Consider the following 15,398-nt stretch of genomic DNA (forward strand, 5'->3'; position numbering starts at 1 on the left):
CTGGAAGATCTAAACGTCTTCCAGCACACATCGCCTGAAAGACTAGTCAGGATGATGGTGATGATGATGGTGTTTAAATTGAACGCTGTTCATAAAATTCTCTTTGAATGACTATGCATTTGATGCCTTTTAACCTAAACCACTTCAAGCGCAGAAAGCAAGGGCTTTTTACCATCATTAATTCATTTCATCTTCACTGAAGAAATTGTCAGTTGCCGCTGGCTGGCGTAGCCTTAAGTCAGCACAGCGAAAGAGTCAGGAGCCAGGTATGAAAAAGGTCGCAATTGTCGGTTTAGGATGGCTGGGCATGCCGCTCGCTTTGTCATTGAGCGCGCGGGGATGGCAGGTTACCGGCAGCAAAACCACCCAGGACGGCGTGGAGGCGGCGAGGATGTGCGGTATCGACAGCTTTCCGTTACGCCTGGAGCCGCAGCTGGTCTGCGATGCCGAAGATCTGGATGCATTGATGAACGTGGATGCGCTGGTGATTACGCTGCCGGCTCGCCGCAGCGGGCCCGGGGAGGATTTTTATCTGCAGGCGGTACAGGAGCTTGTCGATACGGCGCTGGCCTACCATATCCCGCGGATCGTCTTCACCAGTTCCACTTCCGTATACGGCAATGCCAGCGGGACGTTAAAAGAAAATTCGCCGCGCGATCCGCAAACCGCCAGCGGCAGGGTGTTGAAGGAGCTGGAGGACTGGCTGCACAACCTTCCGGGCACCTCGGTGGATATTTTGCGTCTGGCCGGACTGGTAGGGCCCTCTCGTCATCCCGGGCGTTTCTTTGCCGGGAAGTCCGCGCCGGACGGTCAGCACGGCGTGAACCTGGTACACCTGCAGGATGTCATTTCGGCTATCGAGCTGCTGCTGCAGGCTCCGAAGGGCGGACACATCTATAATATATGTGCGCCCAAACATCCGGCGCGCGGCGTGTTCTACCCGCAAATGGCCCGTGAACTTGGCTTACCGGCCCCGGTGTTTGCCGATAGCCCAAACGGCGGCAGCGGAAAAATTATCGATGGTAACCGTATCTGCTATGAACTGGGGTTTGACTATCAGTACCCCGATCCGCTGGTGATGCCGATGGAGTAATCCGCCAGCGGGGAATCGCGAACCTAAGGGGGCGGCGATGAAACCACTGCTGGATGTGCTCGTCATTCTGGATGCGCTGGAAAAAGAGGGGAGCTTTGCCGCTGCGTCGGCAAAGCTGTACAAAACGCCTTCTGCGCTGAGCTATACCATTCATAAGCTGGAAAGCGATCTCAATATTCAGCTGCTTGACCGCAGCGGCCATCGGGCGCGCTTTACCCCCACCGGACAGATGCTGCTGGAAAAGGGGCGCGAAGTTCTGCATACCGTCCGCGAGCTGGAAAAACAGGCGATTAAACTGCATCAGGGCTGGGAAAATGCGCTGGTGCTGGCGGTGGATAACACCTTTCCCTTCTTTTTACTGGCGCCTCTGGTGAGCCGCTTCTATCAGCAGCATACCGCTGCCCGACTGCGTTTTGTCCGCGATACGCCGGCCAGCGGCTGGAGTGCGCTGGTGGAAGGGCGGGCTGATATCGTCGTAGGGGTCTTAAGCGACCCGCCGGCGCTCGTCGGCTATGGTTTTAGCCCGCTGGGCGAGCTGGCGCACATCTTTGTTATCGCGCCGCAGCACCCGCTGGCAAAAATGGATGCGCCGTTAAGCTGGCGGGCGATGAAACACTATCGGGCTATCGTCAGCGGGGGAGAATGGCCGCCGGTTGACGATCAGGAAAGCCTCGTGACGTACGATTTTGCCGGCCAGCTGATGTTGATTAGCGCGGGGCTCGGATGGGGATATGTGCCCAGGTATCTGGTGCAGGATCAGCTGGAAAGCGGTGAGCTGATAGAGAAAGAGGTGGCCTCTCATTTACCCGCGCATCGGGCATGGCTTGGCTGGAATGAAGACGCCGCCGGACTCTCTTGCGCATGGTGGCGCAGCGAGATTTTAGCAAATAATGCTATCCATACGATCTATGATATTAAAATTGTATAAATATTAATCTGTTAAGTAATTGTGGCGACGATTTGCCGCTTCAACATCTTGTCATTTGGCCAGTAAGTGTTGCAAAATACGCGGCCTGAAAAAATAGAAACTAGCCGACGCTTTTTTAAAGTGTCGGTTATTTTTTTGCTTTAAAGACACATCATTCAATACCAAGAGGCCGGGCTTCGTACCGGATAGATATTTACTAAAAACCGACAGTCGTTGTCGCTGAGGAATACACTAAAATGGGGCAATTTTTTGCTTACGCGCTGGCCTTCGCCGTAAAAGGGGATAACCACCATGTCGCATAACGCTACTCCAAAAACCTCTCGCGTGGAATTACGTAAAACGCTTACGTTGATTCCGGTTGTAATGATGGGCCTGGCCTATATGCAGCCGATGACGCTGTTCGATACGTTTGGTATCGTCTCTGGTTTGACCGACGGTCACGTCGCGACGGCTTACGCCTTCGCGTTGATCGCCATTCTCTTTACGGCACTCAGCTACGGTAAACTGGTTCGTCGTTTCCCGTCAGCGGGTTCCGCTTACACCTACGCTCAGAAATCCATCAGCCCGGCCGTGGGCTTTATGGTGGGCTGGTCATCGCTGCTGGACTATCTGTTCATGCCGATGATCAACATTCTGCTGGCCAAAATTTACTTTGAAGCGCTGGTGCCTTCTATTCCTTCGTGGATCTTCGTTGTCGCGCTGGTGGCCTTTATGACCATCTCTAACCTGCGCAGCATCAAGACCGTAGCAAACTTCAACACCCTGATCGTTATCCTGCAGATGGGGATCGTGGCGGTGATTGTTGGCCTGATTATCTACGGCGTGATGCACGGCGAAGGCGCAGGCACACTGACCAGCACCCGTCCGTTCTGGTCTGAAGGGGCGCACGTGGTGCCGATGATTACCGGTGCGACCATTCTGTGCTTCTCGTTCCTGGGCTTCGATGGCATCTCTTCGCTGTCTGAAGAGACCAAAGACGCTGAGCGCGTGATTCCGAAGGCTATCTTCCTGACTGCGTTGATTGGCGGCCTGATTTTCATCGGTGCCTCTTACTTCCTGCAGCTCTATTTCCCGGATATCTCGCGCTTTAAAGATCCGGACGCATCGCAGCCTGAAATTATGCTGTACGTCGCGGGTAAAACCTTCCAGTGGGGCGTGCTGATCTTCTCCAGCGTGACCGTGCTGGCTTCCGGCATGGCCGCACATGCAGGCGTTTCTCGTCTGATGTACGTCATGGGCCGCGATGGCGTGTTCCCGACCCGTTTCTTCGGCTACGTACACCCGAAATGGCGTACTCCGGCGTGGAACGTGCTGCTGGTTGGCGCGATTGCTCTGCTGGCGATTAAATTCGACCTGGTGACGGCGACGGCGCTGATTAACTTTGGTGCGCTGGTGGCATTTACCTTCGTTAACCTGTCGGTCATCTCCCAGTTCTGGATCCGTGAAAAGCGTAACAAGACGCTGAAAGATCACTTTAACTACCTGATCCTGCCGGTGTGCGGCGCCCTGACCGTGGGTGCGCTGTGGATTAACCTGGAAGAGAGCTCAATGATTCTGGGCCTGATCTGGGGCGGTATTGGTCTGGTGTACCTGGCCTGCGTGACCAAAAGTTTCCGCAACCCGGTACCGCAGTACGAAGACGTAGCGTAACCATCGCCCGTTGTGATTAAAAAAGCCGGAGGGAAACCTCCGGCTTTTTTGTTTTTGTCCTCGGCCGTTCCCGGCCTGACTGCGGCTGATAACCCGAATCACGCCTTCCTACATCACCTTCAGAAGCGCATCCAGCAGCCCGGGAAAGCGCGCGTCGAGATCCTCCCGGCGCAGGGAAATCATATTCTCCCGCCCCTGAGGGCGCTGCCAGATGACGCCGCTATCGCGCAGGACGCGCCAGTGGTGGGTCATCGTCGACTTGGCGATGTCTTCATGACGCAATGCGTTACAGCTCTGCTCGCTGCCGTCGGCCAGGATGCGAACGATCTCCAGGCGCATCGGGTTACCAAGGGCAAAAAGAACATTTTCCAGGCGAATGTGTTCACGTTCGGGGTGATTGGCGATCATAATAATCCTGTGTCGGCGGTTGCGCGGCTCCCGGGAGTCGCGGCCCGTATCGGCGGCTGGCAGCTAATATATCCAAACTGAGGGTCTAACGCCACGCGTGCAAGCCGTCGCTTCACCAATGACAGTAATAGCAAAAATAGTTCGAATATACTCGTACAGTTGTACTATGATGACGGCAGTTAACCACTCTGCGGCACCATTTGGCCGCTTACTGACAGTCAAAATGACTAAGGACGCATCATGCCCCGACCCATCCCTCTCGAACGTTATCGCAACATCGGTATCTCCGCGCATATCGATGCCGGTAAAACCACCACCACCGAGCGCATTCTGTTTTACACCGGAATGAGCCACAAACTGGGTGAAGTACACGATGGCGCGGCAACCACTGACTGGATGGCGCAGGAGCAAGAGCGCGGAATTACGATTACTTCCGCTGCGGTGAGCTGCTTCTGGCCCGGCATGGACCGTAGCTTCGAGCCGCATCGTATCAATATTATCGATACCCCGGGCCACGTGGATTTCACCATCGAAGTAGAGCGCTCGATGCGCGTGCTGGATGGTGCGGTGATGGTCTATGACTCCGTCGGCGGCGTGCAGCCGCAATCGGAAACCGTGTGGCGACAGGCGAATAAATATCACGTTCCGCGACTGGCCTTCGTCAATAAAATGGACCGTCCGGGCGCCGACTTCTTCCGCGTCGTGCAGATGATGATTGACCGCCTGAAAGCGAATCCCGTGCCGATCGTAATCCCCGTTGGTGCCGAGGAGCATTTCACCGGCGTGGTGGATCTCATCAAAATGCGCGCCATTTTATGGGATGACGCAACCCAGGGGATGACTTTCAGCTATGCGCCGGTACCGGACGAGCTGCTGGCAACCGCCCGGCAGTGGCGAGAAAAAATGGTCTCCGCAGCGGCGGAAGCTAACGATGAGCTGATGGATAAATATCTCGAGAGCGGCGAGTTGAGCGAGGCCGATATTGTGGCCGGGCTGCGTAAACGTACCGTCGGCGGCGAAATTCAGCCGGTGCTGTGCGGCAGCGCCTTTAAAAATAAAGGCGTGCAGCGGATGCTGGATGCGGTTATCGAACTGATGCCTTCGCCGCAGGATGTGCCGGCGATTGACGGCGTTGATGAGAAAGGGCTGCCGGCGGAACGCCATCCTGGCGACGACGAACCGTTCTCGGCGCTGGCGTTTAAACTGATGACCGACCCGTACGTCGGCCAGCTGACCTTTATTCGTGTCTATTCCGGCACCCTGAAAAAAGGCGATGCGGTCTATAATCCGGTCAAAGGCAAGAAAGAACGCATCGGGCGTATTGTGCTGATGCATGCCAACGATCGCCATGAAGTAGATGAGCTGCATGCCGGGGATATTGCCGCCTGCGTCGGGTTGAAAGATGTCACCACCGGCGACACCCTGTGCGATCCGAATGCGATCATTACCCTGGAACGGATGGAGTTCCCGGAGCCGGTGATTTCGCTGGCGATTGAGCCGAAAACCAAAGCGGATCAGGAGAAAATGGGGATTGCCCTACAGCGGCTGGCCTCTGAGGATCCCTCTTTCCGTCTGCATACGGATGAAGAGTCCGGACAGACAATTATTTCCGGGATGGGCGAACTGCACCTGGAAATTATCGTCGACCGGATGAAGCGTGAGTTTGGCGTTGAGGCGAATATCGGCCGTCCACAGGTCACCTACCGCGAAACACTGCGTAAAACGGTGAAAGAGGTGGAAGGTAAATTTGTCCGTCAGTCCGGCGGGAAAGGGCAGTATGGTCATGTTGTGCTGACCCTCGAACCGCTGGCGCCGGGGAGCGGCTTTGTGTTTGAAGACGCAACGAAAGGCGGCGTGGTGCCACGCGAGTACATTCCTTCGGTGGAGAAAGGCTTGCGTGAAGCGATGGGCACCGGCGTGCTGGCGGGTTATCCGGTCGTCGATGTCAAAGCGACCCTGACATTTGGTTCGTATCATGATGTCGACTCATCGGAAATGGCCTTCCGCATGGCGGCGATTTTTGGCTTCAAGGAGGGGGCGCGCAGAGCCGATCCGGTGATTCTCGAACCGGTGATGCATGTGGAGGTGGAAACGCCGGAAGAGTATGCCGGGAATATTATGGGCGATCTCTCTTCTCGTCGTGGCATGGTGCAGGGGATGGAAGAGCGATTCGGCAGCCAGATTATCCGCGCGGATGTTCCGCTGGCTGAAATGTTTGGCTATTCCACTACGCTGCGCTCGATGTCGCAGGGACGAGCGACCTACAGTATGGAGTTCCATCACTACGCGGAAGCCCCGCGCAACGTGGCTGACGCGATTATCGCCAGCCGCGCCAAAGGCTAAATCACCGTTCCCGGGTCGTGGCTCTTGCCTCACCCGGGAGACGGGAGCGTGCTGTATTAGATTTTATCGCCCGGACAAGACACAGCAAGCGCCGCCTCCGGGCGCTCCCGCAAATTAAACAATCTCCTGCGCGTATTGCCACAGCGCCTTCAGCTGCGCGAGCTTTTCACTGTCCTGTTCATGCTGTTGATACAGCATCTGCAACTCATCGGCATAGGCCTGTAAAAACGCCGGCGTAAACACCTCGCGACGATGTTCTAACCAGCGCTGCTGCTCGGCCTCGTCAAGGCTGCCGGGGAAGTTGCGGGCGCGGTAGTTAAACAGCAGACGCTCGATCCGTTTGTCGGCAAAAGTAATATCCAGCGCCGGCAGGTTGCGCGGCTCGGTTTCCAGCACAATTTTCATCGCCGCGCGGTCGGCATCGCTGAAAAAGCCGTTATAGAGCTGAGTATCGACGTTGTCGGAGGGAACAAACGGCTCCGCTTCAGCGAAAATAGCCACCGCTTTTTCCCGCACCTGCGGATGACTGCGCAACAGCTGCAGGTTATCCAGACAGCGCTGGCGGTTAATCCCCAGGCGGTCGGCATCCTGCGGGCGTAGCGTATTATCCTGAGCCAGCACCGGGCATTTGTTGAGATGAACCAGCTTAATCGGTACCGCCGCCAGTTCGCCCAGATCGGCTTTTGGCGTGTACAGACGCTCGCGTAGGGTATCGGCATCCAGTTCCAGTAGCGGAGTCATATCGCCGGCCAGATCGACCATGATCACCGCATTGCGGTTATCCGGATGCCAGGCCAGCGGAGCCACCAGGCTGGTGTTGCCGCGCGCCGCGCCGAACATGCCGGAAACATGGACCAGCGGCTTCATTTGCGGAACGTCGATCAGCGTCGCCAGCTTGCGCTTGTTGCGATGACTATAGAGATAGTCAAACAGACGCGGTTGCCGGGCTTTGACCAGTTTTGCCATGGCGATGGTGGCGTAAACGTCGGCCATCGCGTCGTGGGCGTTGCTGTGTTCAATATCATTAGCGACAGTCAGATGCTCAAGGCGAAAGCTTGGCAGTCCGTCGTCGTTCTCCGGCCAGTTGATCCCTTCCGGGCGCAGGGCGTAACAGGCGCGCATTACATCCAGCAGATCCCAGCGAGAGTTGTCGTGCTGCCAGCTCCAGGCGTAGGGATCGTAAAAGTTACGATAGAAAATATTCCGGCTGACCTCATCATCGAAGCGCACGTTGTTATAGCCGACGATGCAGGTTTTCGGCACCGTGAACAGATCGTGAATCCGGCGGGCAAAGGCGGCTTCATTATCGCCTTTGGCGTTCGCTTCCTGCGGGGTGATCCCGGTTATCATCACCGCCTGCGGCTGCGGCAGATAGTCGTCGGCCAGTTTGCAGTAGAAAACCTCCGGCTCACCGATGATATTCAGTTCGGCATCGGTGCGAATGGCGGCGAACTGGGCCGGCCGATCGAGCGCAGGGTGGGTACCGAAGGTTTCGTAATCGTGGAATAAAAATCCGGGCTGGTTGGCGCTATCTTGCATAATCTGTTCATTTTCCATGGTGGCTGGCACCCGTTATGGTAAACGATTTACCTGGGCATCAGAAGGGCGTTGGCTGCGCGGCGCTTTTGCCGTGTCATATTTTCTTGCAATTAAACCCTGATTTGAAAGGAGAATTTCCGTAAAAAGGACGGCGAATCTGTCAATTTAGAGGATATGCCGTTGAAAGGCCGTTTTTTTATTGCTGTAACTTTGCTCGCTTCGAGCGTTTCTTGCGCATTTGCTGCCAATGATTTCCCCGTCACCGTGCCGCCACCGTCCATTCAGGCGGGCTCCTGGGTACTGATGGATTACACGACCGGGCAGATCCTGACTGCGGGTAATGAACACCAGCAGCGCAACCCTGCCAGCCTGACCAAACTCATGACCGGATACGTCGTCGATCGCGCCATCGACAGTCATCGTATCTCCTTTGACGATATTGTGACCGTCGGCCGCGACGCCTGGGCGAAAGGCAACCCTGTCTTTGACGGCTCGTCGTTGATGTTCCTTAAGGCCGGCGATCGGGTCAGCGTCCGGGATTTAAGCCGCGGCCTCATCGTCGACTCCGGCAATGATGCCTGCGTGGCGCTGGCTGATTATGTCGCAGGCGGCCAGCCGCAGTTCGTGGCCATGATGAATGAGTACGTAAAAAAACTGCATCTGCAGGATACCCACTTTGAAACCGTGCATGGCCTGGATGCGCCGGGTCAACACAGCTCGGCGTACGATCTTGCGGTGCTGTCGCGGGCGATCATTCACGGCGAGCCTGACGTTTATCACATGTACAGCCAAAAAAGCCTGACGTGGAACGGGATCACCCAGCAGAACCGGAACGGGCTGCTGTGGGATAAGACCATGAATGTTGATGGATTAAAGACCGGGCATACCTCCGGCGCCGGCTTTAACCTGATTGCCTCCGCGGTGGACGGCCAGCGGCGCCTGATTGCCGTAGTGATGGGGGCCGATAGCCCGAAAGGGCGCGAACAGCAGGCGGCAAAACTGCTGCACTGGGGTCAGCAAAATTTCGACACCGTTCAGGTGCTGCAAAAGGGCAAAAAGGTCGGCAGCGAACGTATCTGGTACGGTGATAAAGAACAAATCCAGCTGGGCACCGATCAGGATTTCTGGCTGGCGCTGCCAAAGTCGGAAGTGCCGCGTATTAAAGCCAAATATGTGCTGGATAAAAAAGATCTTGAGGCGCCAATTGCCGCAAATCAACGGGTCGGGGAAATCTCACTCTATGACGGCGATAAAGTGGTCGCTCACTGGCCGCTGGTGACGCTGGAAAGCGTCGGCAAGGGCGGGGTGTTCTCGCGGATGAGCGATTATCTGCATCACGCGCTGTAACCGCAACGCCCCGCACGGGGCGTTTTTTTTGCTCATTTTTCGCCCCCCTTCATTGGCCACTCTGTGAATCAGCGCACATACTGATGTGCATCACCTGGCTACATTATATGTACATTTATACAGTTGTTATCACTGGTGGAGGCAATATGAACTACAGCGTGAAGTCCGTCGGCAAACGAACCATTGCCGGTTTTCATATGGTGGGGCCCTGGGAGCAGACCGTTAAGCTGGGTTTTGAGCAGCTTATGGCGTGGGTCAGCGGCCGTCAGATTCCGGCACAGGAGTGGGTGGCCGTTTACTATGACAATCCCGATCAGGTTCCACCGGAGAAGCTGCGCTGCGATACGGTGGTCACCGTAGCAGACGATTTCGTCATTCCGCCCAACAGCGAAGGGGTTATTCTCACTGAGATTGCCGGGGGAGAGTATGCAGTCGCCAGCGCGCGGGTGGAAAATCACGACTTCTCGACGCCGTGGCTGGCGTTCTTCAATAGCCTGGTGCAGAGCAAGGCGTATCGGCTGGCGGAAAAACCCTGTTTTGAGGTCTATCTCAACGACGGCAATCAGGACGGTTACTGGGACATCGAAATGTATGTCGCGGTGGAACGGGTGGCGAAATAAGCGCTTACCCCTGCAGTGGACAAGGTTTTTTACATTAGCGTACTGCTTACATTGAAAAAGCAGTTACAATTGGCCTTTGCTTCCTGCCGCCGTTTGCTTGCTGGAGAGGTCTGTGCGCGCTGATAAATCACTTAAGCCTTTCGAAATCCGTCTGTATCGCCACTATCGCGTGGTGCATGGTATTCGAATTGCTCTGGCCTTTGTCCTTACCTTTTTGCTGGTTCGTTTGCTGAATGTACCGGAAGGGACGTGGCCTCTGATCACTCTGGTGGTGGTGATGGGGCCGATTTCGTTCTGGGGCAACGTCGTACCGCGCGCCTTTGAGCGTATCGGCGGCACTATCCTGGGCTCGGCGCTCGGGCTGGTGGCGTTAAAGCTTGAGCTTATCTCCTTACCCGTCATGGTGCTGTGGTGCGCGGTGGCGATGTTCCTCTGCGGCTGGCTGGCGTTAGGGAAAAAACCGTATCAGGCGCTGCTCATCGGCATTACGCTGGCGGTGGTGGTGGGCGCGCCGCCAGGGGATATGCACACCGCGCTATGGCGAAGCGGCGATGTTATCTTTGGTTCCCTGCTGGCCATGCTGTTCACCGGCATCTGGCCGCAGCGGGCGTTCCTGCACTGGCGAATCCAGATGGCAAATTACGTCACCGCCTTCAACCGTCTTTATCAGGCCGGGTTCTCCCCCAATCTGGTGGAAAGACCGCGGCTGGAAAAACATCTGCAAAAAGTGCTTAACGATGTGGTGAAGATGCGCGGGCTGATTACCCCGGCGAGTAAAGAAACCCATATCCAGAAAGCCATCTTTGAAGCTATTCAAACCGTGAGTCGTAACCTGGTCTGCATGCTGGAACTGCAGATCAATGCATACTGGAGCTCGCGTCCCGGCCATTTTGTGATGCTGAACGCCCACACGCTGCGCGAGACCCAGCAGATGACCCAGCAAACGCTGCTGACGATTGCGCATGCGCTGTATGAAGGTAATCCGCAGCCGATTCGCGCCAACACGGAAAAACTCAATGATATCGTCGCCGAACTGCGCGAACTAATGAAAGAGCATCAGGGAGATAGCCTGGCGGAAACCCCGATCCACGGCTACGTCTGGCTGACGATAGAACTGGCGCGCCAGCTTGAACTGCTGTCGAATTTAATCTGCCGGGCTTTGCGTAAATAAAAACCAGATGCGCGCAATTTGCCCACAGGTTGCTTCGATTCAGCAGCATTTAGGGTTATGATAAACGTAAAGGAAAAAACATTGTCATCCGCGGCTGCTAACAGTTATGTTAGCCCTATATAGCAGTCGCTTTAGCGAATCCGAATCTCAAATATTAGGGGTGTAAAAATGGAAACAACTAAGCCTTCTTTCCAGGACGTACTGGAGTTTGTTCGTCTGTATCGTCGTAAGAACAAATTGCAGCGTGAAATTCAGGACGTTGAGAAAAAGATCCGTGATAACCAGAAGCGCGTACTGCTGCTGGACAACCTCAGTGACTACATCAAACCGGGCATGAGCGTTGAAGCTATTCAGGGCATCATCGCCAGCATGAAAAGCGATTACGAAGATCGTGTTGATGACTACATCATCAAAAATGCCGAACTGTCGAAAGAACGTCGTGACATTTCCAAAAAGCTGAAAGTCATGGGCGAAGCGAAGGTCGAAGAGTAATCGCATCGTACCTGCCCGGCGGCGGCTCTCGCCGTCGGGAATTATCCCCTCTCTGATTTATCTCCTTCTCCCGGTGGCGAACCGCTGCGTCACGCCAGCTTTCATGCGCGACGGCGTTCACGACGGGCTATGGCAAATCACCTGCAAGTGCTACGAGGAACATGATGGACAATCTTTCGGCCTTCATCGCCGACATTCCGCTGCCGGACCGCGCGGCGATGGCTCAGGCGCAACAACATCTGGATGGGTTATTGAAACCACCGGGCAGTCTGGGACGACTGGAGGCGCTGGCAGTACAGCTGGCCGGAATGCCAGGGCTGCAGGGACAGCTGCAGCTGGCGGAAAAAGCCATTGTGGTGATGTGCGCCGATCACGGCGTCTGGCACGAAGGGGTGGCGATCTCGCCGCAGGCCGTTACGGCGATTCAGGCGATAAACATGACCCGCAAGAATACCGGCGTCTGCGTGCTGGCGGCCCAGGCGGGCGCGCAGGTGCATGTAGTCGATGCCGGTATCGACGCGGATCCGATCCCTGGGCTGGTGGATATGAGAGTGGCGCGCGGCAGCGGTAATATTGCCCGCACGGCGGCAATGAGCCGGGAACAGGCGACGGCGCTGCTGCTGGCCAGCATTCGCTATACGCGAGAACTGGCGTCGCAGGGCGTACGCGTGTTCGGCGTTGGCGAACTGGGGATGGCGAACACCACGCCGGCGGCGGCGGTCGTCAGCGTTCTTACCGGGAACGATGCGCAGGATGTGGTGGGCATCGGCGCTAACCTGCCGGTCTCGCAGCTGGGACACAAAGCCGATGTCGTCCGTCGGGCGATTGCTGTGAATCAGCCGCAGGCCGACGATGGTCTTGACGTGCTGGCGAAAGTTGGCGGATTTGATTTGGTGGGGATGACCGGCGTGATGCTGGGTGCCGCCTCCTGCGGACTGCCGGTTGTGCTGGACGGTTTCCTCTCCTATGCCTCCGCACTGGCAGCCTGCCGTCTGGCTCCAGGCGTGCATTCGTATCTGATCCCTTCACATCTGTCGGCGGAAAAAGGGGCGCGTATTGCGCTGGAACATCTGCAGCTGAAGCCCTATCTGGATATGGATATGCGGCTGGGAGAGGGGAGCGGTGCCGCGCTGGCGATGCATCTTGTGCAGGCGGCGTGCACCGTATTTAACGAAATGGGCACCCTGGCGGAGAGTAATATCGTGCTGCCGGAAAGCCGCTAAGCCAGATTCAGGGCGACGGCCGTCGCCCTGAATTTTTGCGGATTTACAGCGCTTTTTGCCATACGCTCTGCGGCAGCAGATAGACATTCGCTTCCGCGTTCATGCCGTCCGTGACGATGTGATGAATCCCGCTGGCCATGACGGCGAGGGTCACGTCAAAGGCGTTCAGGCTGTCACCAAATCCCGCAGTCAGGTTCAGCATTGAGCCGTTGGCCATCAGGTAGACGGTTTTATCGCCCACCCGGTACGCATTAATATACGGCATCACCTCATCGTGGCTGAACTGACGCAGGTAGCCGCAGTCGATCTCTTCCGCAACGTGGCCGACATTGAGAATAAAGACGCCATCTTTGGCGTTATCCAGCGCCGTACTATTGACCACTTTTTTCGCACCGGTTGCCGTAGCGACCACATCTGCCGAGGCGATGGCATCCTGTAAATCAACAACATGCCAGCCATCGTAGGCCGCCTGCAGGCGACGGGCGGGATCGATCTCTGCCACCATCACCTGTCCGCCAAAGGCTTTTGCTGCGGCGGCAACGCCTTGTCCCACCAGACCGTAGCCAATGACCAGCACTTTCTTCTCATGCAGCGTCAGGTGAGTCGTCTGGAAGAAGGTGTGCCAGGCCGTGAGACCCACCATATGGCGGTTATGCAGTCCCTCTTTAACCGGGAGATCGTCCCAGTTAAAGATAGGGTAGCCGGGACGAATATCGCCCAGGCGGCTGACGCCGGAGCCGGTTGCTTCCAGACCGGCGACGATGTTGCCAAATTCCCCGCGCTGGTGCAGCAGGGTGGTGATATCGGCGCCCATTTCACACAGATGGGTCGGGCCCCAGGCGATCGCTTTTTCCCAGGACTGCTGCCAGTCGGCATCGCTCATATCGCGCCAGGCGCAGGCTTGTGCACCGCGCTCAACCAGCCAGGCGACAACGTCGTCCTGAACGGTGGTGGGGTTACAGGTGGTCAGAAAGACTTTCGCTCCTTTCTCCAGTATCCCCTGCACCAGCGGAATCATTTTCATATCCAGATGCATGCAGCAGGCCAGGCGGACATGGCTCAGATCGGGAAGGGCGGCGACCTGACGCAGCGTGCGCGGCATATTCTGGCTGGCCCATGCCACGTCTTTCACTAAATTTGTCTTATTATTCACTGTATTGTGACCTTCAATCCGTAGAGTGGGTTAAATCCCGGTGGGGAAATGATTCTAACGTAGTGTCCCGGGATCACATAACGGCGGCGCATCGCTAAATTCAGGGGGGAGGGAAGTAGCCCTTCGAAAGATATGGTTGTTAAAATATGGTTAAAAAATGAAAATAAAATATAAGTAATTTATATGACGTGAGTGAGCCGTTCGATGTTAAGCGTTTTACCGACCGCACTGTTTTCGCGGGTCCGCATTTTTCTTGGCCGATTAAAGCCGCATGCTCTGCCCGTTGCCCGAAAACATATTCTCCTCGGCTCGATAGGTGCCGGTACGGGGCTGGCCGTCACCAGTATGTTCAGCCACTGGCTGCTGGGTGAGATGAATCTGTGGTTTATTGCGCCGATGGGGGCCTCTGCAGTGCTGCTGTTCGGCGTGCCGAGCAGTCCGCTGGCGCAGCCGTGGTCAATCGTCGGGGGGAATGTGGTTTCGGCGTTGATCGGTGTTACCGTCGGGATGTGGGTGCCTCAGCTTGCCCTGGCCTGTGGTCTGGCAGCCGGACTGGCTATCGCCGCCATGTACTTCCTCCGCTGTCTGCATCCGCCCGGCGGTGCCGTTGCGCTGACGGCTATCCTCGGCGGAGCGGGCGTACACAGCGCGGGATACCACTTTGTGCTGACGCCGGTACTGCTAAATTCGGCGATGCTGGCGCTACTGGCAATCATCTTCAACAACCTGGTCGGGCGCCGCTATCCCCACCCTCTGGCGGCTGAAGAGGTCAAACCCAAGGTTGTGCCGCTGGGGATCCCGGTGACTCGTGAAGATATTCATGCCGCATTACTCGACGGTCAGTTCCTTGATATTGATGAGGATGACGTGCAGGAACTGCTGGAAAACATCGAGCAAAAGGCACGTATGCGGATGGCCGCCGCGCCGAAAGCATAACGGCACGGGGCCCGGGAAGGTTAAAGCTCTCCGGTCATATATTGGGCGACGCCGCGGCCAAAACTCCAGTCGCCTTTCTGGTTACCGATCATGGAAATCATCAGGTCATCAGCGCTGAGTCCGCAATGTTCCTGCAGCTCAGCGAGCAGGGTGGCATAGAAGAGCTGCTTTTGTTCTTCGCTGCGCGGGCTGGTGTACACCCGCACGACCAGCAGCTTGTTGCTGCGCGTGAATCCCAGTCCGGTATCCTCAATCACCATATGGTGGGCCTTGTTTTCGTGAACAATCTGGTAGCGATCGCGCTCCGGCACTTTAAACGCATGAATAACCGCGCGATGTGCGGCATCCAGCAGAGTATTAAGTTCGCGTTCGCTACGGCCTTCAATCACATCAAATATCAGTAACGGCATGGCAGGTACTCCTTACTTCCGCGGTTGGTAAGCTGACTTCCGCGATGCTAATCCATGTTCTGCCGGGCAAAAACCGCTATAGTGG

General features: G+C 56.2%; 17 protein-coding genes and 1 other annotated feature (1 of these 18 cut by a window edge). Of the genes, 11 read left to right on the forward strand and 6 right to left on the reverse strand.

Going from position 1 to position 15,398, the window contains the following annotated elements; genetic code table 11:
• Nucleotides 1-67, reverse strand: a sequence feature (His leader region) (it extends 56 nt beyond the left edge of the window).
• The gene (gene hisL / locus OQV00_RS08490) at nt 43-93 is read right to left on the reverse strand and encodes a his operon leader peptide (RefSeq protein WP_099130698.1); all 51 of its coding nucleotides are present in this window, start codon (nt 91-93) and stop codon (nt 43-45) included. (Overlaps the previous feature by 25 nt.)
• A 175-nt stretch (nt 94-268) precedes the next feature.
• Here hisL and OQV00_RS08495 point away from each other — a divergent pair, with 175 nt between their 5' ends.
• From OQV00_RS08495 to OQV00_RS08505, 4 genes are all read left to right on the forward strand, one after another.
• A complete protein-coding gene (locus OQV00_RS08495; protein WP_015583941.1) occupies nt 269-1,093 on the forward strand; it encodes an SDR family oxidoreductase in 825 nt (274 codons plus the stop codon).
• Nucleotides 1,094-1,130: 37 nt separating this feature from the next.
• Complete coding sequence (locus OQV00_RS08500; RefSeq protein ID WP_032717873.1) at nt 1,131-2,021, forward strand: LysR family transcriptional regulator; 891 nt, start codon at nt 1,131-1,133, stop codon at nt 2,019-2,021.
• A 236-nt stretch (nt 2,022-2,257) separates the two neighbouring features.
• Nucleotides 2,258-2,323, forward strand: coding sequence for a membrane protein YoeI (gene yoeI, locus OQV00_RS27110; RefSeq protein WP_099002043.1), 66 nt, complete (start codon nt 2,258-2,260; stop codon nt 2,321-2,323).
• Nucleotides 2,313-3,671, forward strand: coding sequence for an APC family permease (locus tag OQV00_RS08505; RefSeq protein ID WP_004864512.1), 1,359 nt, complete (start codon nt 2,313-2,315; stop codon nt 3,669-3,671). Before yoeI ends, OQV00_RS08505 begins: the two co-directional genes overlap by 11 nt.
• Nucleotides 3,672-3,779: 108 nt before the next feature.
• On the opposite strand, the gene OQV00_RS08510 is transcribed toward OQV00_RS08505, so the two are convergent.
• Nucleotides 3,780-4,079, reverse strand: coding sequence for an ArsR/SmtB family transcription factor (locus tag OQV00_RS08510; protein ID WP_004864510.1), 300 nt, complete (start codon nt 4,077-4,079; stop codon nt 3,780-3,782).
• Between the two features lie 240 nt (nt 4,080-4,319).
• Here OQV00_RS08510 and fusA point away from each other — a divergent pair, with 240 nt between their 5' ends.
• Complete coding sequence (gene fusA / locus OQV00_RS08515) at nt 4,320-6,422, forward strand: elongation factor G (RefSeq protein ID WP_015583943.1); 2,103 nt, start codon at nt 4,320-4,322, stop codon at nt 6,420-6,422.
• A gap of 114 nt (nt 6,423-6,536) precedes the next feature.
• Here the strand turns inward: fusA and sbcB are convergent, their stop codons facing one another.
• Complete coding sequence (gene sbcB / locus OQV00_RS08520; protein ID WP_015583944.1) at nt 6,537-7,961, reverse strand: exodeoxyribonuclease I; 1,425 nt, start codon at nt 7,959-7,961, stop codon at nt 6,537-6,539.
• Nucleotides 7,962-8,071: 110 nt separating this feature from the next.
• Nucleotides 8,072-8,242 carry a hypothetical protein gene (locus OQV00_RS08525; RefSeq protein ID WP_223306675.1) on the reverse strand — a complete coding sequence of 57 codons (171 nt, stop codon included), beginning with the start codon at nt 8,240-8,242 and terminating at the stop codon, nt 8,072-8,074.
• Here OQV00_RS08525 and dacD point away from each other — a divergent pair.
• From dacD to cobT, 5 genes are all read left to right on the forward strand, one after another.
• Entirely contained in the window at nt 8,172-9,308 is a 1,137-nt protein-coding gene (dacD, locus tag OQV00_RS08530; RefSeq protein WP_225612343.1) for a serine-type D-Ala-D-Ala carboxypeptidase DacD, read from the forward strand. The two genes, OQV00_RS08525 and dacD, sit on opposite strands and share 71 nt — an antisense overlap.
• A 146-nt stretch (nt 9,309-9,454) precedes the next feature.
• A complete protein-coding gene (gene sbmC, locus OQV00_RS08535) occupies nt 9,455-9,928 on the forward strand; it encodes a DNA gyrase inhibitor SbmC (RefSeq protein WP_064367671.1) in 474 nt (157 codons plus the stop codon).
• Nucleotides 9,929-10,040: 112 nt separating this feature from the next.
• The gene (locus OQV00_RS08540; protein WP_004864501.1) at nt 10,041-11,099 is read left to right on the forward strand and encodes an FUSC family protein; all 1,059 of its coding nucleotides are present in this window, start codon (nt 10,041-10,043) and stop codon (nt 11,097-11,099) included.
• 168 nt (nt 11,100-11,267) lie between these two features.
• Nucleotides 11,268-11,591, forward strand: coding sequence for a DUF496 family protein (locus OQV00_RS08545; RefSeq protein WP_004864499.1), 324 nt, complete (start codon nt 11,268-11,270; stop codon nt 11,589-11,591).
• Between the two features lie 164 nt (nt 11,592-11,755).
• Nucleotides 11,756-12,814, forward strand: a complete 1,059-nt coding sequence (cobT, locus tag OQV00_RS08550; protein ID WP_032717871.1) for a nicotinate-nucleotide--dimethylbenzimidazole phosphoribosyltransferase — start codon at nt 11,756-11,758, stop codon at nt 12,812-12,814.
• Between the two features lie 43 nt (nt 12,815-12,857).
• On the opposite strand, the gene OQV00_RS08555 is transcribed toward cobT, so the two are convergent.
• A complete protein-coding gene (locus tag OQV00_RS08555) occupies nt 12,858-13,967 on the reverse strand; it encodes an adenosylhomocysteinase (protein WP_004864495.1) in 1,110 nt (369 codons plus the stop codon).
• Between the two features lie 204 nt (nt 13,968-14,171).
• Here OQV00_RS08555 and OQV00_RS08560 point away from each other — a divergent pair, with 204 nt between their 5' ends.
• Nucleotides 14,172-14,903 (forward strand): HPP family protein, encoded by a 732-nt coding sequence (locus tag OQV00_RS08560; RefSeq protein ID WP_004864493.1) that lies wholly within the window; start codon nt 14,172-14,174, stop codon nt 14,901-14,903.
• A 20-nt stretch (nt 14,904-14,923) separates the two neighbouring features.
• Here OQV00_RS08560 and OQV00_RS08565 read toward each other — a convergent pair whose 3' ends face one another.
• Nucleotides 14,924-15,313: a tautomerase family protein gene (locus OQV00_RS08565; RefSeq protein WP_015583949.1), complete on the reverse strand. Its 390-nt coding sequence runs from the start codon at nt 15,311-15,313 to the stop codon at nt 14,924-14,926.
• Nucleotides 15,314-15,398: the final 85 nt, after the last annotated feature.

The sequence above is a fragment of the Klebsiella sp. DY2415 genome (assembly GCF_026314315.1).
In the GTDB taxonomy this organism is placed as follows: Bacteria; Pseudomonadota; Gammaproteobacteria; order Enterobacterales; family Enterobacteriaceae; genus Klebsiella; species Klebsiella ornithinolytica.

Excerpts from the sequence above, each read along its gene's own strand:
- OQV00_RS08560 (WP_004864493.1), top strand. The coding sequence starts at position 14,172 with ATGTTAAGCGTTTTACCGACCGCACTGTTTTCGCGGGTCCGCATTTTT.
- OQV00_RS08565 (WP_015583949.1), bottom strand. The coding sequence starts at position 15,313 with ATGCCGTTACTGATATTTGATGTGATTGAAGGCCGTAGCGAACGCGAA.
- sbmC (WP_064367671.1), top strand. The coding sequence starts at position 9,455 with ATGAACTACAGCGTGAAGTCCGTCGGCAAACGAACCATTGCCGGTTTT.
- OQV00_RS08500 (WP_032717873.1), top strand. The coding sequence starts at position 1,131 with ATGAAACCACTGCTGGATGTGCTCGTCATTCTGGATGCGCTGGAAAAA.
- OQV00_RS08495 (WP_015583941.1), top strand. The coding sequence starts at position 269 with ATGAAAAAGGTCGCAATTGTCGGTTTAGGATGGCTGGGCATGCCGCTC.
- OQV00_RS08505 (WP_004864512.1), top strand. The coding sequence starts at position 2,313 with ATGTCGCATAACGCTACTCCAAAAACCTCTCGCGTGGAATTACGTAAA.
- OQV00_RS08525 (WP_223306675.1), bottom strand. The coding sequence starts at position 8,242 with ATGGACGGTGGCGGCACGGTGACGGGGAAATCATTGGCAGCAAATGCG.
- OQV00_RS08545 (WP_004864499.1), top strand. The coding sequence starts at position 11,268 with ATGGAAACAACTAAGCCTTCTTTCCAGGACGTACTGGAGTTTGTTCGT.
- OQV00_RS08510 (WP_004864510.1), bottom strand. The coding sequence starts at position 4,079 with ATGATCGCCAATCACCCCGAACGTGAACACATTCGCCTGGAAAATGTT.
- cobT (WP_032717871.1), top strand. The coding sequence starts at position 11,756 with ATGGACAATCTTTCGGCCTTCATCGCCGACATTCCGCTGCCGGACCGC.
- sbcB (WP_015583944.1), bottom strand. The coding sequence starts at position 7,961 with ATGCAAGATAGCGCCAACCAGCCCGGATTTTTATTCCACGATTACGAA.
- fusA (WP_015583943.1), top strand. The coding sequence starts at position 4,320 with ATGCCCCGACCCATCCCTCTCGAACGTTATCGCAACATCGGTATCTCC.